The sequence below is a fragment of the Maricaulis maris genome (genome assembly GCF_036322705.1).
Classification (GTDB): Bacteria; Pseudomonadota; Alphaproteobacteria; order Caulobacterales; family Maricaulaceae; genus Maricaulis; species Maricaulis maris_B.
Map to the genome: position 1 here is coordinate 2,034,513 of NZ_AP027270.1, position 17,734 is coordinate 2,052,246.

17 protein-coding genes are annotated in these 17,734 nt (G+C 64.1%); 6 read left to right on the top strand and 11 right to left on the bottom strand.

The window, feature by feature from the left end; all coding sequences use genetic code 11:
• Positions 1–9: 9 nt before the first annotated feature.
• Positions 10–2,067, bottom strand: coding sequence for a methyl-accepting chemotaxis protein (locus tag AAA969_RS09650; RefSeq protein ID WP_338245817.1), 2,058 nt, complete (start codon positions 2,065–2,067; stop codon positions 10–12).
• 129 nt (positions 2,068–2,196) lie between these two features.
• Positions 2,197–2,535 carry an energy transducer TonB gene (locus tag AAA969_RS09655; RefSeq protein ID WP_338245818.1) on the bottom strand — a complete coding sequence of 113 codons (339 nt, stop codon included), beginning with the start codon at positions 2,533–2,535 and terminating at the stop codon, positions 2,197–2,199.
• A gap of 339 nt (positions 2,536–2,874) precedes the next feature.
• Between AAA969_RS09655 and AAA969_RS09660 the strand changes: the two genes are divergently transcribed.
• Positions 2,875–3,942: a malate/lactate/ureidoglycolate dehydrogenase gene (locus tag AAA969_RS09660; protein ID WP_338245819.1), complete on the top strand. Its 1,068-nt coding sequence runs from the start codon at positions 2,875–2,877 to the stop codon at positions 3,940–3,942.
• A 3-nt stretch (positions 3,943–3,945) separates the two neighbouring features.
• Here AAA969_RS09660 and AAA969_RS09665 read toward each other — a convergent pair whose 3' ends face one another.
• Both AAA969_RS09665 and lpdA read right to left on the bottom strand, forming a co-directional pair.
• The gene (locus tag AAA969_RS09665) at positions 3,946–4,440 is read right to left on the bottom strand and encodes an acyl-CoA thioesterase (RefSeq protein WP_338245820.1); all 495 of its coding nucleotides are present in this window, start codon (positions 4,438–4,440) and stop codon (positions 3,946–3,948) included.
• A gap of 24 nt (positions 4,441–4,464) precedes the next feature.
• Positions 4,465–5,898, bottom strand: coding sequence for a dihydrolipoyl dehydrogenase (gene lpdA, locus AAA969_RS09670; RefSeq protein WP_338245821.1), 1,434 nt, complete (start codon positions 5,896–5,898; stop codon positions 4,465–4,467).
• Between the two features lie 174 nt (positions 5,899–6,072).
• Here lpdA and AAA969_RS09675 point away from each other — a divergent pair, with 174 nt between their 5' ends.
• A complete protein-coding gene (locus AAA969_RS09675) occupies positions 6,073–6,723 on the top strand; it encodes a hypothetical protein (RefSeq protein ID WP_338245822.1) in 651 nt (216 codons plus the stop codon).
• 102 nt (positions 6,724–6,825) lie between these two features.
• The gene (locus AAA969_RS09680; RefSeq protein WP_338245823.1) at positions 6,826–7,041 is read left to right on the top strand and encodes a hypothetical protein; all 216 of its coding nucleotides are present in this window, start codon (positions 6,826–6,828) and stop codon (positions 7,039–7,041) included.
• A gap of 101 nt (positions 7,042–7,142) precedes the next feature.
• Here the strand turns inward: AAA969_RS09680 and AAA969_RS09685 are convergent, their stop codons facing one another.
• From AAA969_RS09685 to AAA969_RS09700, 4 genes are all read right to left on the bottom strand, one after another.
• On the bottom strand, positions 7,143–7,352 hold the full coding sequence (locus AAA969_RS09685) for a hypothetical protein (RefSeq protein ID WP_338245824.1): 210 nt from the start codon (positions 7,350–7,352) through the stop codon (positions 7,143–7,145).
• 529 nt (positions 7,353–7,881) lie between these two features.
• Positions 7,882–9,141, bottom strand: coding sequence for a dihydrolipoamide acetyltransferase family protein (locus AAA969_RS09690; RefSeq protein ID WP_338245825.1), 1,260 nt, complete (start codon positions 9,139–9,141; stop codon positions 7,882–7,884).
• Between the two features lie 3 nt (positions 9,142–9,144).
• Positions 9,145–10,158, bottom strand: coding sequence for an alpha-ketoacid dehydrogenase subunit beta (locus AAA969_RS09695; RefSeq protein WP_338245826.1), 1,014 nt, complete (start codon positions 10,156–10,158; stop codon positions 9,145–9,147).
• Between the two features lie 3 nt (positions 10,159–10,161).
• Positions 10,162–11,391: a 3-methyl-2-oxobutanoate dehydrogenase (2-methylpropanoyl-transferring) subunit alpha gene (locus AAA969_RS09700; RefSeq protein ID WP_338245827.1), complete on the bottom strand. Its 1,230-nt coding sequence runs from the start codon at positions 11,389–11,391 to the stop codon at positions 10,162–10,164.
• A gap of 182 nt (positions 11,392–11,573) precedes the next feature.
• Here AAA969_RS09700 and AAA969_RS09705 point away from each other — a divergent pair, with 182 nt between their 5' ends.
• Complete coding sequence (locus AAA969_RS09705) at positions 11,574–12,053, top strand: Lrp/AsnC family transcriptional regulator (protein WP_338245828.1); 480 nt, start codon at positions 11,574–11,576, stop codon at positions 12,051–12,053.
• A 348-nt stretch (positions 12,054–12,401) separates the two neighbouring features.
• On the opposite strand, the gene AAA969_RS09710 is transcribed toward AAA969_RS09705, so the two are convergent.
• The gene (locus tag AAA969_RS09710; RefSeq protein ID WP_338245829.1) at positions 12,402–13,592 is read right to left on the bottom strand and encodes a thiolase family protein; all 1,191 of its coding nucleotides are present in this window, start codon (positions 13,590–13,592) and stop codon (positions 12,402–12,404) included.
• Positions 13,593–13,634: 42 nt separating this feature from the next.
• Here AAA969_RS09710 and AAA969_RS09715 point away from each other — a divergent pair, with 42 nt between their 5' ends.
• Positions 13,635–14,141: a CPBP family glutamic-type intramembrane protease gene (locus AAA969_RS09715; protein ID WP_338247233.1), complete on the top strand. Its 507-nt coding sequence runs from the start codon at positions 13,635–13,637 to the stop codon at positions 14,139–14,141.
• 41 nt (positions 14,142–14,182) lie between these two features.
• On the opposite strand, the gene AAA969_RS09720 is transcribed toward AAA969_RS09715, so the two are convergent.
• Positions 14,183–14,917 carry a hypothetical protein gene (locus AAA969_RS09720; RefSeq protein ID WP_338245830.1) on the bottom strand — a complete coding sequence of 245 codons (735 nt, stop codon included), beginning with the start codon at positions 14,915–14,917 and terminating at the stop codon, positions 14,183–14,185.
• A 650-nt stretch (positions 14,918–15,567) separates the two neighbouring features.
• Entirely contained in the window at positions 15,568–16,620 is a 1,053-nt protein-coding gene (gene selD / locus AAA969_RS09725; RefSeq protein ID WP_338245831.1) for a selenide, water dikinase SelD, read from the bottom strand.
• Between the two features lie 33 nt (positions 16,621–16,653).
• Between selD and mnmH the strand changes: the two genes are divergently transcribed.
• Positions 16,654–17,733, top strand: a complete 1,080-nt coding sequence (gene mnmH / locus AAA969_RS09730) for a tRNA 2-selenouridine(34) synthase MnmH (protein WP_338245832.1) — start codon at positions 16,654–16,656, stop codon at positions 17,731–17,733.
• Position 17,734: the final 1 nt, after the last annotated feature.

The window sequence follows — 17,734 nt, forward strand, 5'->3', positions numbered from 1 at the left end:
CGTTTGCAGTTAGGCTGCACGAACCTCCTGGAGGAATTGCTCGACCGCTGCCTTGAGCGATTCCGACTGGCGGGAAACGGCCAGCGACGCCTCGAGCACTTCGCCTGCGCTCTCACCGGTTTCCGAGGTCGACTGGTCGACTTCCTGGATGTTGGTGAAGACATCACGTGTGCCGTCCGCGGCTTCCTGGGCCGAGCGGGTGATCTCTCCGGCAGCAGCACGCTGCTCTTCCATCGCGGCCGCAATGGCGGTGGCGATCTCGCTCATTTCGTGGATCGTGCCACCAATGGAGGACATCGCCTCGACGGCCTTGGCGGTCGCGCCCTGAATCCCCGAAATGTGCTCGGAGATGTTCTGGGTCGCAGCGCCGGTCTGGCTGGCCAGGGCCTTGACCTCTGAGGCCACGACCGCGAAGCCCTTGCCGGCTTCGCCGGCGCGCGCGGCCTCGATCGTCGCGTTCAGGGCCAGCAGGTTGGTCTGCTCGGCAATGTCGTTGATCAGGCTGACAATGTTGTCGATCGACTTGGCGGCATCATCAAGACGCTGCACATCGCCATTGGTCTGCTCAACCTGGTCGACTGCGGAGCCGGCGATTTCGGTCGAACGCGAGATCTGTTGCGAGATCTCGCCGATCGAGGACACCATTTCCTCGGCTGCAGCGGCCACGGTCTGGACGTTCTGCGACGCACCTTCGGAGGCCTGGGCCACAGCGGCGGACTTGCCGGTTGTCGCTGCCGCCGTCGAGCTCATCGCCCGCGCTGCCGTTTCCATCCGGATCGCTGCTTCGCCGACCTGACCCAGCGCGTCGCTGGAGGCCTGCTCGAAGACCTGGATGAGGCTTTCCACAGCGGCGGAACGCTTCTCCTTCATGCGGCGTTCTTCTTCGGTCTCCGCTTCGAGACGAGCCCGCTCGATCGCGTTCTGACGGAAGACGTCCACCGACCGGGCCATGTCGCCAATCTCGTCCTTGCCCGGCGTGAAGCCGAGATTGACGTCGCTATTACCCTCGGCAAGCGCGCTCATGGTGCGGGCCATGGCGCTCAGACGCTTGAGCAGCATGTTGTTGACGTAGAACCAGGCAATCGCGGTGGCGACAACGATGCCGATCGCGGCAATCGCGATCAACAGGATGCGTCCGGTGATCACGGCGGCGTCAGCGGCCGACGTGGATGCGGCAACGCGGTCGGCGACCTCGGCCTTGAAGATATGGACGCTCGACAGCAGGGCCTCGGCGGAGAGGCGCGCTTCCTCGGCGACGACTTCAGCGGCGGCGACGGCAGCCAGTTCGTCCTTGCGGAGCTGGAAGACACCATTATTGCCTTCGCCAAAATTGATCAGGGTTTCGGCCTGGGTCTGCATCACCTCGGTGACCACATCGCCGAGGATCGCGAAATTGACGTCCAGCTCACCGGCATTCTCGTCGAAGCGATCGAAAATCGAGTCGACTTCGCCGGTCGAGGTTGCCGTATCCACCTCATTGAACTGGATCATGATCTGGTTGGCGGCCAGCAGTGCGCGCAGCAGGCTTTCAATATCGGCCTCATCGCTGGCATCAAGGGCCCCCTCAACGCTGGCCGCGAGGTCGGCGCGTGCATCGCGCGCCTCGCTGGTGACAGACCCGCGGCGATCGCGGATCTGCAGCCGGCGCTCGACCACCTCATTCATGCTTTCGACGAGTTCGTTGAGATCGGTCGCGGCCTCTCGCAGGTCAGCGGTCTCGGCTTCACCGGCAAGGGCCTGAAGCGCCTCGAGGTCACGAACCAGCGCGTCGCGATAGTTGGCGACGCGGTTGTAGTTTTCGAGGCGGGCCTCGACCGAGGTCGATCCGGCAAACACGATCAGTGTCTCGCTCAGGCCGACACTCTCTTCCGAGATGGCGTCAACAAGCTGGGTTTCCGGGACCGCGCGATTGGCGATCTCTCCCACCGCATTGTTGGCAGAATTGAAGCCGGTCACACCAACAATCGCTGCGACCAGGGTCATGACCGTCGTCAGGCCGAAAGCGGCCAACAGCCGCACCCGGATACTGGTGGTTTTCTCGAGGAAATTGGCAAGCACAGAATTCATCGCTCGGCCCCTAGGGTTAATGGCCCGGTACAAAAGGATACGGCGACGCTACCGCGTCGCCGTAAATGAATTCTTATGATGGTAAACGCTTTTCAGTTCTTTTGCTGATTAGCGTTGTATCTCGGCTGGTTAGCCGCCGAGATTGAAGTCGAAGCGCTGCTGAACACCGGCGGTCGCCGACGCGGCCGGCGCATAAGACCAGCCTTCGATGGCGCGGAGGACGGCGCGATCGAACACACCTTCCGGCTGCGCTTCAACGACCGTGGCCTCAGCAACAGTGCCGTCTTCCGCGACCGTGTACTCGACCACAGCGTAGCCTTCGATGCCGCGACGCTCTGCGCCCCGCGGATATTCCGGCGCTTCCACTGCCGTACGCTCCCGCTCCTGGTCTTGCGCCAGTGCCGGAACTGCCGTGAAAGCCATGGCAGACATCGCAGCCGCCAGAATCATGGTTCCCGTCTTTTTCATGACTTACCCTTCATCCAATTTACGTTGTTGACGCGCCCGGGCTTCTTCCCCGTGTTCGAACGCCGAGTTGAATTCATGCGGGTCGTTTGTTGCCCGACGAGTTGGATAATGCAGAAGAGCGGTTGCCAAACATTTAAGCCGGACAGGAAAACGCCACCTCGGCGACCAATTTTTTTCCTCGATAAATCAATGCACTATATCGTAGACACGCCGAAATTCATGTTTTTGTGCCAAAAAATGACAGATCGAAATCTGAGCTATGCCTAATAAACCCCTAATGGGTAACCACAAATCTTATGCATCACGCCGGTTTACTGTAACAGGAATGTTGACCCCACAATGAGCATGCCAGAACGCCGTCTCGAGCCCGCCGCGCTGCGGACCTTTATTGCCACTGCACTCGTTGGCGCAGGGGCGCGCCAGACAGACGCTGACGCCGTGGCGACCCATCTCGTCGACGCCAACCTGAAAGGCCATGACAGCCACGGCGCCGGGAGACTGCCGGCCTATGTCGACCAGGCCCGTCGCGAGCTGATCAACCTGCAGGCCAGCCCGCGAGAGCTGACCGACACCGCCGTCCTGATCCGCGTCGATGCGGATGGTGGCTGGGGTGCGCCTGCCGCCCATGGGCTGATTGGCCGGGCGGCCGCCAAGGCCCGAGCGCACGGCCTGGCCGCAGCCACGATCGGGAATGTCCACCACCTCGGACGGATCGGCGCCTATGGTGAACAGGCTGCCGCGGCCGGGCTCGTGTCGATGCACTTTGTGAACATGACAGGCGAGCCGCCGGTCGTCGCGCCCTATCGCGGATCCGATGCCCGCTTCGGGACCAACCCGGTCTGCATCAGCTTTCCCGCCACACAGCGACGCCCGGCCTTCCTGCTCGACATGGCGACCAGTCAGATTGCACTCGGCAAGGTGCGCGTCGCGGCCAACAAGGGACTACAGGTCCCTGCCGGCTCGCTGATCGACAAGCAAGGCAGGCCAACGACAGACCCCAGCGGCATGGCGCAGGCCGAAATGGAGGGCGCCCTCACCCCGCTCGGCAAGCACAAGGGTTATGGCCTCGCCTTCGCCTGCGAGCTTCTGGCGGGCGTGCTGGGCGGCGCGGGGACGATCCAGCCAGGCAATGCGCGCAAGGGTGGCCTCCAGAACTCGATGTTCTCGATCCTCGTCGATCCCGACGCCTTCGGTGATCGCGCCTGGATGGAGGCCGAGACCGACGCCATGGCCCAATACGCCCTCGCCTCGCCGCCGATGGATTGGGACAGCCCGGTGCTCTATCCGGGCGATCCGGAGCGCGCGATCGCCGGCAAGCGCGCCAGGGAAGGGATACCGATGGATGAGGTGACGATTGGCCAGCTCAACGCAGTGGCTGAAAACCTGGGCCTGGCGGCGCGGCTCTGAGCCCTAGGCCAGGTCGAGCCCGACGATCCCGAACGCGACCATCACATCATCACCAATCCGCATCGGCCGGCGGGTCTCGCGATTGATGCGGCACCATTCGGTGGTGGCGCGGGCCGAGAAGCGCTTGGCGCCGGGCTTGCGGATATCGACATGGCGGTCAAAGCGCGGCCCGCGGGACTGGCCGAGCCAGGTCCGGATTTCCGCAGTCTCGCCGGGCAGGATCGGGTCGCGATATTCGATTGTGTGCTTGAGCGCGATCCAGACCTCGCCATTGACCATGTCGCCCGGCGCGATGGCGTGCCAATGCGTGATGGCGATATCCTGGACCCAGCGCAGATAGACGACATTGTTGACGTGACCGAGCTCGTCGATATCGGCCGGACCCGGTTCGATCCGGCGCAGGAAGGCGGTCTCGAAAGAGACACAGCCCAAGCCTTCGCCGGCGACCGCCTGGTCGGCGCCGATGATGCCGGAGAGAAAACTGCCCTTGTCGTCCATGATGCCCGCCCCCGATGCGCTCGCCTACTTCTTCGGCGCAGAGATGTGGATCGGGTGGCCCAGCGCGGTCAGTGCCGCTTCGGCGAAGCCTTCGGTCAGGGTCGGATGGACGTGGATCGTGCCGGCAATGTCGTCGAGGCGCGCGCCCATCTCGACCGCCAGGGCGAACTCGCCGGACAGTTCCGAGACATGAGTGCCGACGGCATGGATACCGAGGATGACATGGTCGTCCTTGCGGGCCGTAACCCGCACGAAGCCGCCATCGGCCCCCGCTTCCATCGACAGGTAGCGCCCCGAGGCGGCAAGCGGGAATTTGCCGGTGATGATCTCTTCACCCTTCGCCTTGGCCTCGTCCGGCGTCAGGCCGACACCGACGACTTCCGGCTCGGTGAAGCAGACGGCGGCAATGGAGACCGGGTCATGAACGCGGCGATGACCGGCAATGATCTCGGCGACCATTTCGCCCTGGGCGGTCGCCTTGTGGGCCAGCAGCGGCTCGCCGACGACATCGCCGATGGCATAGACGCCGCGCATGCCGGTGCGGCACTGATTGTCGACCTTGATGAATTTCCCGCCCTCGAGGTCGAGACCCATGTTTTCCAGACCCCAGCCGTCAAGGCAGGCCTTGCGACCGACCGCTACGAGGATCTTGTCGGCGGAAATGGTCTGCTCCGCACCCTTGGCGTCTTCATAGGCGAGAACGGCCTTGCCGCCCTTTTCCGTGACGCCCTTGGCCTTGCAGGAGAGGTTCACATCGACCTTGTGCTTCTTCAGCCACATCGTGATCGGACGGGTGATCTCCTTGTCATAGAGCGGCAGGATGCCGTCCGAGGCTTCGATGAAGGTGACCTTGGAGCCCAGCTTGCGGAAGGCGATGCCCAGTTCGAGGCCGATATAGCCGGCACCGACAACGACCAGCTCCTGCGGCAGCTCGGACAGGTCAAGCGCATCGGTCGAGCCGATCACCGTGTCGCTGAACGGCAGGAAGGGCAGCTCGACCTCGACCGAGCCGGTGGCCAGGATGACATTCTCGGCCGTTATCTCGACCTTTTCGCCATTGTCCTGTGTGACGACACAGGTCTTGGCGTTGGAGAATTCGGCCCAGCCGGCAATATGCTCGGCGCCGGCAGCCTTGATCAGCTGGCCGACCCCGCCGGTCAGCTTGGCGACGATCCCGTCTTTCCAGCCGACCAACTTGCCCATGTCCAGCTTCGGCGCCTCGGCGAGCGAGATGCCCAGCTCATCGCCGGTCGCATGCTTTGACATGTCCTCGAACTTGGTCGCAGCATGGATCATCGCCTTGGAGGGGATGCAGCCGCGATTGAGGCAGGTTCCGCCCAGACCGTGCTTGTCGACAATGATGGTGTCGAGGCCCAGCTGGCCGGCGCGAATGGCGGCCGGATAGCCGCCCGGGCCACCACCGACAATGAGAACCTGGCAGGTACGGGTCTGGGTCATGAAAGGCACTCCTGATACTGGCGCGGCTCAAGTGAACGGTGGTTTAGACCGGCACGGCGTCGGCGGAAAGGGGGCGGGTGCGCCTGGAAGGCCCGACGAATTGGCAGGTTGAATGTCTGCCTCAAGTTTCTACGATGGACTCTCGGCATTTGTGCACTTGAAAAAGGGATCACAATGCGCGCTGCATGGATCGTCATGGCTTGTCTGCTGACAGGAGCAGCCAATGCTCAAAGTGAATGTGTCCAGATCCAGTCCACACAGGGCTGGCAGGCGGTGCAATTTCTCGAGGCACCGGTCGATATTGCCAGCATCAGCGGGAGCTGGACAGTGGATACAGCGATCAGCCGGAGCAGCTATGCGGGCCATCAAGGCGCCGATGCCCAGCGGCTCGAACCCTTTTCTGCCTACAAGTACGACCAGAATTACGCCTTCGGACAGCTCCTCCTCCGGGCACAAGGCCGCGACCAGGTTATTGCGCCCCGTCCGTCAATCGGGAACGGGCAGGTCACGCGGATCTGGGGGAGCGGCCCGGTTGAGTTCAGGATCAATGACGCGGATGCCGCGCTCGGCGATAATGCGGGTGTCCTGACGGTCTGCGTCAGCCCCGTCGGCAGCGAGGCCGCCACATCGCCCGCGTCGTCCGCTGCGTCGGCGGGCAACGGGGCCGCAAGCGCTTCTTCCTCCACGACGGCGGCGCCTGCCGAGCGGGCAGCGGGCCGGAGCGAATGGATGGCCTGCTTCAATGACTCCCGTGAAAGCGATGCCGAGTCCAATCGGCTCCGTCGCTGGCGATCGGAGATCCGCAGCGCCGAGCGGGCACTTTAGCGACGCGCCGACGGACTACAGGATGAGCGCAATCACCTCAGCTATTCCTTCAATAGCGATGCCTACGGTGTTGCGGACCGGGCCCGCGCCAATCAGGTGCGCATGCACCAGGATCGGGTCGATGCCTATAATGACGACGTGGACGATTTGCAGGACGAGCTGGACGATTATAACCGGGACGCCGCCGACCATGACGCCCGGGATGATGCCTGGCGCGCCCGCTGCGGCGGGGTGCTGTTCGACAACCCGCGGGAATGGGCGCGACAATATTGTGTCGGCAATGCTGCGAGCACCTCGTTCTGCGAGGCGTTCGACTAGCGTAACACCGGCACGGGAACCCGCAGACGTCTAGGCACGATAACGGGGTTCCAAGCCGGGTTTGGCGGCTCGGCGAATAAGGGGAAAGAGCCGGACTCAGGCTAGGTGCGCCGGATCACCCGGCGCCAGAGCAGCGAACCGACCGGTGCCAGCACCAGGACCACGAGGCAGCTGCCGAACACGATCTGCGGCATCCACTCGGACGGCATGCCCATCTTCTTGTGATAGAACATCAGCACAAACACGCCGCCGCCCCAGACCGCAAGGGCTGAGACGAGGTCGGACCAAGTTTGTTTCAGGACTGACGGCATGGCAAAGCTCCCCTGCCCCTCGTTTTGCCGCTCACCCGATGTCCGGGTCAAGCCCTGTCACGCGCCGATCGACGACGGAAGGGTGGCCGTTTCGGTGCCATGGAAAGCCAGGCAGACCGTATGGCGACGTAGAGCAGTAATCCGAAAAAGGTCAGAACCTGACCGATCACGCTGGCAATAGATGGCCACCCCCAAAGCATCGGTCCGAGAAACAGGGTGACTGAAATCGCGACACAGACGGACAAGGCAAGCCCAAACCGGTCCAACATCCAATCCCATGGCCGAAACATCGGGTCCTCCACGACTCCTTTGCTCAGGCTAGCCAAGCAGGGCGCCAAAGCAAAGCGGGACGCCCTGCACAACAATCCTGATCAGGCAGGTCCTCGCCCAGACAAGGCACGGGAGGCCGCAAAGCGGTGGAGTGGGTGATGGCCGATAGGAGCCGGAACGCTTGCGCGTCTCACCCTTTCCGAGCCGAGGCTTAGCCTCGGCCCACCTTCCCCATCAAGGGGAAGGACCTGACCGAGATTTACATGAACAGCGTCGACGGATTTTCCAGATAGCCCTTCACGGCCTGGATCAGCATGGCGGCCTCATAGCCGTCGACGATGCGGTGATCGAAACAGCTCGACAGGTTCATCAGCTTGCGCGGCACGACCAGTCCTTCGGCATTGTAGCGCGGCAGGGTCTGCATCTTGTTGACGCCGATGATGGCGGTTTCCGGGGCGTTGAGGATCGGCGTCGTGACCAGGCCGCCGATCGCGCCCAGCGAGGTGATGGTGATGGTCGAGCCGGTCAGCTCGTCCTTGCTGGCCTTGCCGTCCTTGGCAGCGGCCGCGAGGCGTTTCAGCTCGGCGGCGATCTGCCAGATATCGAGGCTTTCGGCGTGCTTGATGACCGGCACCATGAGACCGCTCGGAGTCGCCGCAGCGACCCCGCAATGCACGGCGTCATACTTGGTCAGCAGCATGGCCTCGCCATCGAAATGGGCATTGGCCTGCGGCGTTTTCGGCAGGGCCTTGGTCAGCGCCAGGACGAGGAAGGGGATGAAGGTCAGCTTGGTCTGGTCATCCGACTTGGTCGCATTGAGATGCGCGCGCAGCTCTTCCAGCGCCGTGACATCGATTTCCTCGACATAGGCGATATCCGGAATGGTGCGCTGGGCGTGGGACATGTTGTCAGAGATGCGGCGGCGCAGGCCGATCACCTTCTCCTCGGTGACACCGGTGCGCGGCGCCCGAACGGAGGAACTGCCCGACCCGGAGCGGGCGACAAGGCGGCCGCCCGACTTGATGAAGTCATCGAGGTCATCATGCGTGATCCGGCCCGCCGGACCGCTGCCCGGGACATTGGCGAGATCGATGCCTGCGTCGAGGGCGCGCTTGCGCACCGCCGGGCTGGTCAGCGGGCGCTCGCCACCGGTGCGGCTGGCAATCGCCGGCGCCTCAGCCGCGGCCACCGGTTCGGTCGCCTTGGGCGTCGTCGGCTTGGCCGGTTCGGCGGGCTTGGCGTCTTCGGCGGCAACCTCATCCTCGGCCGGGACGGCCCCATCGACGGCGATGAACATGATCTCGGTTCCGACCGCGATCACGTCGCCCGGCGCGCCGACCAGCTTGGTCACCGTGCCATTGACCGCACAGGGGATCTCGACGGTGGCCTTGTCCGTCATCACATCGAGAACATGCTGGTCCTCGGTGACGGTATCGCCTTCCTTGACGTGCCACTCAACGATCTCGGCCTCGACAATCCCTTCGCCGACATCAGGCATTTTATAGCGGTATTCGCTCATCGATCAGGCCTCCAGAACGGCGTTCATGGCGTTGATGAAACGGTCAGGGCCCGGGAAGTAGGACCACTCATGGGCATGCGGGTAAGGCGTGTCCCAGCCGGTGACGCGCTGGATCGGCGCTTCGAGGGCGTAGAAGCACTCTTCCTGGATCTGCGCGGCCAGCTCGGCGGCAAAGCCGGAGGTGCGCGGCGCTTCCTGGGCGACGATGCAGCGGCCGGTCTTGTTGACCGAACGGGCAATCGTCTCGATGTCGTAGGGCACCAGGGTTTTCAGATCGATCACTTCGGCATCAATGCCGGCCTTCTCGACTGCGGCCTGGGCGACCAGCACCAGCGTACCGTAGGCGATGATGGTCAGCTCCGAACCCTCGCGGACGACTTCCGCCTTGCCGATCGGCAGCGAGTAATGATCCTCCGGCACCTCACCCTTGGGATGCTTGCCCCAGGATGACAGCGCACCGCCGGAATGGCCGTCGAACGGACCATTATACAGGCGCTTCGGCTCGAAGAAGATGACCGGATCCGGGCTCTCGATCGCGGCGATCAGGAGCCCCTTGGCGTCATAGGGATTGGACGGCATCACGACCTGGATACCCGGCACCTGGGTGAAAAAGGCTTCCGGGCTCATCGAGTGGGTCTGGCCACCGCGGATTCCCCCGCCGCAAGGCGTGCGGACAACGACCGGCGTGGTGAACTGGCCGGCCGAGCGGTAACGGATGCGCGACATCTCAGAGACGATCTGGTCGATGCCGGGGAAGATGTAGTCGGCGAACTGGATCTCGGCGACGGGCTTGAGTCCCTTTGCCGCCATGCCGATCGCCATGCCCATGATGGCCGCCTCATTGATCGGCGCATCAAAGGAGCGATCAAGGCCGTATTTGGCCTGCAGGTTCGCGGTGACCCGGAAGACACCGCCGAAATAGCCGGCGTCCTCGCCGAAGCTGATCACATCGGGGTCACGTTCCATCATGTTGTCCAGGGCCGAATTGAGGGCCTGGATCATGTTCATCTTGGCCATGCTCTAGACTCCCAAGTCCTGGCGCTGGCGACGCAGGCGCCAGTCCGGTTCGGCATAGACATCCTCGAAGATCGAGTTGACCGGCGAGAGCGGGCCGTCATGCAGCGTGCCGTGGCTTTCCGCTTCCTTGTAGGAAGCGATGACCATCTCGTTCAGTTCCTTCTCGAGCACGAGGTGACGCTCCTCGTCCCACTCGCCCAGACCGATCAGGTGCTGTTTGAGACGCTCGATCGGATCGCCAAGCGGCCAGATCGTGTTCTCGCCCTTGGGGCGATAGCCGGACGGATCATCGGAGGTGGAGTGTGCATCGGCGCGGTAGGTGAAGGTCTCGATCACCGTCGCGCCATGCCCGTCACGGGCCCGCTTGGCCGCCCACTGGGTGGCGGCGTAGACGGCGAGGAAGTCATTGCCGTCGACGCGCAGCGACGCGATGCCATAGCCGATGCCCTTGTTGGCGAAGGTTGGTGCATCACCGGCCGCCATGCCCTGGAAGGTCGAGATCGCCCACTGGTTATTGACCACATTGAGGATGACCGGTGCCTTGTAGGTCGAGGCCAGCACCAGCGCACCGTGGAAATCGCCCTCGGCGGTCGAGCCTTCGCCGATCCAGGTCGAGGCAATCGAGCCGTCACCGCGATACTGGCAGGCCATGGCATAACCGACAGCCTGCGGGAATTGCGTCGCGAGATTGCCCGAGATCGAGAAGAAATTGCCGTCGGCCCAGGTGTAGTGGACCGGCAGCTGGCGCCCCTTGAGATTGTCGCGGCTGTTCGAGATGCAGTGGCACATCATGTCGACGATGTCGCGGCCACGGGCGAACAGGATGCCCTGCTGGCGATAGGACGGGAAGACCATGTCGCCGCTGTCGATCGCCATCGCGCCGGCCACGGCCACCGCCTCTTCGCCGGTCGACTTCATGTAGAAGCTCATCTTGCCCTGGCGCTGCAGCTTCAGCATGCGTTCGTCATAGACGCGGGTCAGCACCATGTGGCGCAGCCCTTCACGCAGGACCCCGGCATCCAGCTTGGGATCCCACTCGCCGACCGCCTGATGATTGTGGTCGAGCACGCGGACGAGGCCGAGCGCGAGATCGCGGGTCTCCATTCCCGGCACCGACGGGTCAGGCCGCTTGGCCTCGCCGGCCGGCGGAATGTCGATATGGGAAAAATCAGGCGTATCACCGGGCCGCACATGCGGCGCAGGGACGTGGAAGCGGGGTTCAGTGTGTGCCATGGGCTCTCGCTGAAAACTTCGGCAGGATGTGCCACTTAAAGGGTCTCCGCCAGTGCGGATACGCGACGCGCTCTAGCGCGGAAGAGCAGGTCTTGTCCAGCATAGCAATGCGGTGCCATTTCGGGGTTCGCAATTGCGGAAAGTTGAATTATTTTCCCTCAAAATGAAGATTTGAGGAAATAATGACCGTCACCCTGGACACGATCGATGTACGCATTCTTGAAGCCCTGCAGGAGGATGCGGGCCGGTCCGTCGCCGACATTGCCGAAATCGTCGGCCTGACCCCCTCCCCCTGCTGGCGCCGGATTCGCCGCCTCGAGACCGAGGGCATCATCAAGCGGCGCTCGATCCAGCTCGACCGGCGCATGATCGGACTGATGTTCACCGCCTATCTGGAAGTGAAGATCCAGCCCGCCCGCAAGGCCAATTACGAGAAGTTCGAGAAGGCCATCCAGAGCTTCGAGGAAATCACCGAGGCCTGCACCATGACCGGGCCCTATGATTATCTCCTCAAGGTCGTGACCCCGGACATCGACGCCTACAACGACTTCATGTCCGACAAGATGATCCCGCTCGACGTGGTCGGCGACTTCCGCACCTCGGTCCAGATCCGCAACGTCAAGGAAGGCCGCGGCCTGCCATTGGGGCATATTGACGGCTGAGGCTGGCGGCTGATTTTCGCCAGTGCAGCATAGGGGACGGGAAGTTTTCGGGCGTTCGTGCATCAGCATGGAATGCGTCATTGATGACTTGCCGAGAGAGGGCCTCATCGACTTCTTGCGGTCAAGGGTAACAACCGCGAAGCGGCCCTGCGGGCCCTTGACCGCAAGAAGTCGATGAGGCGGACTGGCTTGCAAGACATCAATGGATGGTTGGGCGGCTGAGCCGCATTTCGTTGAACATCTGCGTTCCACAAACACGGTATTGAAAACCCAAACCGGGTCTGACGTTACAAGAAAAGGGCGCAGCCATCGGCCGCGCCCCCTTCATGTCAGCCTGTGCGACGCCGCTTACGCAAAGCGCTCCACAGCCACGGCGGTGGCTTCACCACCACCAATGCAGAGCGAGGCGACGCCCTTGGTCTTGCCGTGCTTTTCCAGTGCGGCGAGCAGGGTGACCATGATGCGGGCACCGGAGGCGCCGATCGGGTGACCCAGGGCACAGGCGCCGCCATTGACGTTGATGATGTCGTGGGAAATGCCCAGCTCCTTCATCGCGATCATCGGCACGACGGCAAAGGCCTCGTTGATTTCCCACAGATCGACATCACCGATCTGCCAGCCGGCGCGCTCGACAACCTTGCGCATGGCGGGCACCGGAGCGGTGGTGAAATAGGCCGGCTCATGGGCGTGGGCGGCGGTGGCGACGATCCGGGCGATCGGCTTGAGGCCACGACGCTCGGCTTCAGACAGACGCATCAGGATCAGCGCCGCAGCGCCGTCCGAGATCGCCGAGGCGTTGGCCGCGGTGACCGTGCCGTCCTTGGAGAAGGCCGGACGCAGGGACGGGATCTTCTCCGGCATCGCCTTGCGCGGCAGCTCGTCCGTGTCGACGACGACATCGCCCTTGCGGCCCTTGATCGTCACCGGCGTGATCTCGCGCTTGAAATCACCGTCCTTGGTCGCGCGCTGGGCGCGGGCCAGGGTTTCCAGCGCGTAGGCGTCCTGCTGCTCGCGGGTGAACTGGTGTTCCTCCGCGATCATGTCGGCATAAACACCCATCGGCTTTTTCTCGTAGGCATCCTCGAGACCGTCCTGGGCCATGTGGTCCTTGAGGGTGTCATGGCCATACTTGAAGCCGGCGCGGTGGGTCGGCAGCATGTGCGGGGCATTGGTCATCGACTCCATGCCGCCGGCGATAATGATGTCGGCATCCCCCGCCGCGATCGAGGCGCGACCCATGATCGCCGCCTGCATGCCCGAGCCGCACATCTTGTTGAGCGTGGTGGCTTCAACCGACTTGGGCAGACCGGCCTTGATCGCCGCCTGGCGACCCGGTGCCTGGCCCTGGCCGGCCTGGAGCACATTGCCCATCAGGATCTGGTCGATATCGTCGCCGGCAATGCCGGCTTCTTCCATCGCCGCCTTGACGGCAATGGCGCCGAGTTCATTGGCGGACAGCGGTGCGAGTTCACCGAGCAGGCCACCCATGGGGGTGCGGGCCATGCCGACGATGACGATGGGATCGTCCACAGCACTCATTTTGTCTCTCCTCTGGGATCAGTCTTGTTTAGTCTGGCGCGCATGATCGAATTATGCGGCACAGCGTCAAGTTTTTTCGCAGATGCAAAACGGGCGGTCCGGAAATGCCCGACATTGTCCGATTGGGGGCAATCACTTCTAATCCTTGCCCTATTTGCCCTCGCCGCTGGCGTGGTGAACGCAGTTGAGCCCCTGTTCAAGTTTTCCGTGACCCCTGACCCGAGCGGCCTGTTAGCGATAGCAGCAGTGGCATTTCTTGTTCCGGCCCTCGCTGAAGAGCTGGTCTTTCGAGTCGTCCTCGGCGGCCGGACCGGCCGGATCCGGGCCGGCCTGGCGATCCTCGCTTTCATGCTCTGGCACCCGCTCCAGGTCTGGCTGGGCCTGCCGATGGCGCAGCCTGTCTTTGTCGAGCCGGGCTTCCTCGCGATCACCGCCCTGCTGGGCCTGACCTGCACAGTCCTCTACCGGCGTTCCGGCTCGATCTGGCCGGCAATCCTGTTTCACTGGCTGCTTGTGGTCGCCTGGAAAGGCCTGACACTCCCCGCCTGATCATGGCGACCCGGTATTGCGACCTGGCACAGGCGAACCGCCTAGCGCTCGCAGGCCTCAACCTGACCCAGCTCGCAAGCCTGAGCGAAACGCCGTTGCGCCTGTTGGGCATCGCGGCGCATGGTCTGGGCGCCATCACGGCCACGCTCGAACATCAGGGCAAGCTCGAAACAGGCCCGGCCACTGCCCGCCTCGCAGGCCGCCGTGCAGTCGTCCTGCTTGCGCATGCGGCCCGGGAAGTTGCCAAAACACGCGGCCTGCGAGGCCTGCAGGCTATCGCGCCCCATGCCGGCGAGAATGTCGGCCAGTCGCGCACACCCGTCCGAGAACCCGCCCTCACAGGATTGCCGCGACAATTCCAGTGCCTGCTCACGCTCGCCCGCATTGCCCTCCTCGAAGAAACCGGCCGCCTGCCAGCACGCCATATTGCTGCCATTGCGGCAGCCCGACAGGGCGACCGGAAGGTAGACGTCCCGGTCATAGCGCGGACCGATATACGGGTTGGGCGTATTGATCCGCTCGAACAGCCAGCACGAGCGGTCCGAGCCCAGCGAGCAGCCGCGCAAATGCAGCTCAACCGCCTCATCGGTCAGCCAGTAACCGGAATCGCGGCGCTGCAGCACACCACTGGCATAATTGCAGGCGAACGCCTCGCCCGCCTCGCAGGCCTCCAGCCAGGGCTCAACGTCCGGCTCCGGCGGCTGGGCACGCGCCGCCCCGTTCATCAGCAGGCCGGTCATCACCAAGCCGGTCAGGAGGATCAGGAGAAAACGCATCAGGCCTCGCAAGGTTCGAGCACAGGATAGGCGGCGCCCACCGGGCCCGGCAAGCACCGAGATCGCCACGACGCTTGGCGCCTGGCGGTCTGGGCAGAGGAGGGAGCGGGATGCCGGCCGGAGCCGATAAAGCGCTGGATTGATAAGGGTAGCTTCGACAAGCATCCCGCACGCGGAGATTTCCCGGACGCTCTCGCCCCCGATTCCAATGCGACCGGTAGATGGGGTCGGTCGTTTAGTGCCCCGCGACCATGCCGCACGCCCTGCCGGAGTATCGGGATGTCACCCCCGTACGCGGACAGGCTCCGCACGCTTCCGGGCACAAGTGACTGAGCTCGCGCCTCCCGTCCCGAAAACCGCACGCATTATCGCGTGGGGTCGAGGGGGTGCGGATAAGTTTTTGTCGGCGCGGCACTTTCCCTCCCCCTGGGGAGAGGGTCAGGGTGAGGGGTAAATCGCGGCATTTCCCGGAGAATCCCCCTCATCCGCCCCTCCGGGGCACCTTCTCCCAAGGGAGAAGGAAGGGCTCTGAGGCGGGGGATAAAGCAGAGTATGGGGGTGGAGAGCGCCTCGCCTGCGCGGGACGTGCATCCGGGATGACACGCGAACGCGTGGCGCGAACAACAGCACCCTGCCCCATTCAGCCTGTCCTAGACCAGGGCGATCCCCTCACCGGCCTCGATGCGGCCGATTACGGCGGCATCGCTGTGGCCGGCCTTGTGGAAGTGAGCCAGCACGGCCTCGGCGCTGTCGGGCGCACAGCTGACCAGCAGGCCGCCGGAGGTTTGCGGGTCGCACCACAGGGTCTCGTCGAGGCCGGACCAGTCGGCCGGTCGGCCGGTCACCGCCGCGCCGACGGCGGCCCAGTTTCGACCGGACGCGCCGGTCCGGACGCCGGCGGCCGCCAGGCTGCGCGCTTCGGCGAAGACGGGGACTGCCCTGCGCTCGATCACGGCCCGCACACCGGCGCCGTCGCACATTTCGCCGAGATGACCGAGCAGGCCGAAGCCGGTGACATCGGTCGCGGCATGAACGCCGCCGAGCGCGGCCAAGCCCGCACCCGGCGTATTGAGGCGCGTGGTCGAGGCGACCATCTGCGCATAGCCGTCCGGCGAAAGACGGTCCTGTTTGAGCGCCGCCGAGAAGATTCCGATACCGATCGGCTTGCCGAGAATGAGGACATCACCGGGACGCGCCCCGGAATTGGTCAAAAGGCGGTCGGGATGGACCGTGCCGAGCGCCACGAGGCCGTAGATCGGCTCGGCCGCGTCGATCGAGTGTCCGCCGGCAATCGGGGCACCGGCCGCTTCGGCGACCGAACGTCCACCGGCGAGGATGGCGCGGATCATCTCCGGCGGCAGCTTGCCGACGGGCATGCCGACGAGGGCGAGGCAGAAGATCGGCGTCGCGCCCATGGCATAGACATCAGACAGGGCATTGGTTGCGGCGATTTTCCCGAAGGTCTCCGGGTCGTCGACAATCGGGGTGAAGAAGTCCGTTGTGGCGACCAGCGCCGTCTCGTCATTGATGCGCCAGACCGCCGCGTCATCGCGGGTGGAGGCGTCGACGATGAGGTCCCGGGGCAGTGGAAAGGCCGAGGGCGCCCCCAGAATGTCGCTGAGAACAGCCGGGTCGAGCTTGCAGCCGCAGCCGCCGCCATGGGCCAGTGCACTCAACCGGATCGGCGCTGTGTCATCCATCATCACGAACCTCATCTTTTTGGCTAGTCTGCCGGAATGACCGGGATCGACACGCCGATGCAACGAATTGCCACCACTGATGACCTATCCGCGCGCGGATTGGAACGCTTCGATGCCATCATTGATGTGCGCTCGCCATCCGAGTTTGCCGAGGACCATCTGCCCGGTGCCATCAACCTGCCGGTTCTCGACGATGCCGAGCGGGCCAAGGTCGGCACGCACTACACCCAGGTCTCCGTCTTCGAGGCGCGCCGCATGGGCGCCGCTATCGCCGCCCGCAATATCGCGGCGCATCTGGCGAGTGCACTTGCGGACAAGGACAAGCGCTTCAAGCCACTGGTCTATTGCTGGCGCGGCGGCATGCGCTCGCAATCCATGGCGACCATCCTCGCGGCGGTCGGCTGGAAAACGACACTGGTCGAGGGCGGCTACCGGACCTGGCGGCGCCAGGTCAGCGCCGCGCTGGACGATGAGGCCCCGCTGCCGGTCATCCTGATTGACGGCCAGACCGGCACCGCCAAGACGCAACTGCTGCATGTGCTGGCAGCGCGCGGCGAGCAGGTCATCGATCTGGAGGGGCTGGCCAACCATCGCGGCTCGATCTTTGGTCATTTCGCCGACATCCCGCAGCCGAGCCAGAAGGCGTTCGAGAGCGCCATCTGGTGCACCTTGCGGGATCTGGACCCCGGGCGTCCGGTCTATGTCGAGGCGGAAAGCCGCCAGGTCGGCCAGCGCCGCGTCCCGCCGCGCCTGTGGGCGGCCATGCAGGCCGCGCCGCGGATCGAGATCCAGGCGACCGTTCACGAGCGCGCCCGCTTCCTGATGACCGCCTATCCCGACCTGCCGCGCGATACCGAAAAGCTGGTCGATGCCATCGACGGTCTGCGACGGTTTCAGTCCCGGTCCGATATCGAACGCTGGCTGGAGATGGCCCGGACCGGCGATTTTGAAGCGCTCGCAGCGGCGCTGGTCACGGCCCATTACGACCCCGCCTATGACCGCGCCCGCAAGCGCGATGGCGAGGCGGTCAAACGGGCAGTCCTGAGCACGGACAGCCTGTCCGACGAGGCGCTGGAAGACCTGGCAGACCAGGTTCTGGCGATCCGCCCGGCCTAGA

Bases quoted from the DNA above. Each gene is read 5' to 3' on its own strand.
- AAA969_RS09650 (WP_338245817.1), bottom strand. From the start codon at position 2,067: ATGAATTCTGTGCTTGCCAATTTCCTCGAGAAAACCACCAGTATCCGG.
- AAA969_RS09655 (WP_338245818.1), bottom strand. From the start codon at position 2,535: ATGAAAAAGACGGGAACCATGATTCTGGCGGCTGCGATGTCTGCCATG.
- AAA969_RS09660 (WP_338245819.1), top strand. From the start codon at position 2,875: ATGAGCATGCCAGAACGCCGTCTCGAGCCCGCCGCGCTGCGGACCTTT.
- AAA969_RS09665 (WP_338245820.1), bottom strand. From the start codon at position 4,440: ATGGACGACAAGGGCAGTTTTCTCTCCGGCATCATCGGCGCCGACCAG.
- lpdA (WP_338245821.1), bottom strand. From the start codon at position 5,898: ATGACCCAGACCCGTACCTGCCAGGTTCTCATTGTCGGTGGTGGCCCG.
- AAA969_RS09675 (WP_338245822.1), top strand. From the start codon at position 6,073: ATGCGCGCTGCATGGATCGTCATGGCTTGTCTGCTGACAGGAGCAGCC.
- AAA969_RS09680 (WP_338245823.1), top strand. From the start codon at position 6,826: ATGCACCAGGATCGGGTCGATGCCTATAATGACGACGTGGACGATTTG.
- AAA969_RS09685 (WP_338245824.1), bottom strand. From the start codon at position 7,352: ATGCCGTCAGTCCTGAAACAAACTTGGTCCGACCTCGTCTCAGCCCTT.
- AAA969_RS09690 (WP_338245825.1), bottom strand. From the start codon at position 9,141: ATGAGCGAATACCGCTATAAAATGCCTGATGTCGGCGAAGGGATTGTC.
- AAA969_RS09695 (WP_338245826.1), bottom strand. From the start codon at position 10,158: ATGGCCAAGATGAACATGATCCAGGCCCTCAATTCGGCCCTGGACAAC.
- AAA969_RS09700 (WP_338245827.1), bottom strand. From the start codon at position 11,391: ATGGCACACACTGAACCCCGCTTCCACGTCCCTGCGCCGCATGTGCGG.
- AAA969_RS09705 (WP_338245828.1), top strand. From the start codon at position 11,574: ATGACCGTCACCCTGGACACGATCGATGTACGCATTCTTGAAGCCCTG.
- AAA969_RS09710 (WP_338245829.1), bottom strand. From the start codon at position 13,592: ATGAGTGCTGTGGACGATCCCATCGTCATCGTCGGCATGGCCCGCACC.
- AAA969_RS09715 (WP_338247233.1), top strand. From the start codon at position 13,635: ATGATCGAATTATGCGGCACAGCGTCAAGTTTTTTCGCAGATGCAAAA.
- AAA969_RS09720 (WP_338245830.1), bottom strand. From the start codon at position 14,917: ATGCGTTTTCTCCTGATCCTCCTGACCGGCTTGGTGATGACCGGCCTG.
- selD (WP_338245831.1), bottom strand. From the start codon at position 16,620: ATGATGGATGACACAGCGCCGATCCGGTTGAGTGCACTGGCCCATGGC.
- mnmH (WP_338245832.1), top strand. From the start codon at position 16,654: ATGACCGGGATCGACACGCCGATGCAACGAATTGCCACCACTGATGAC.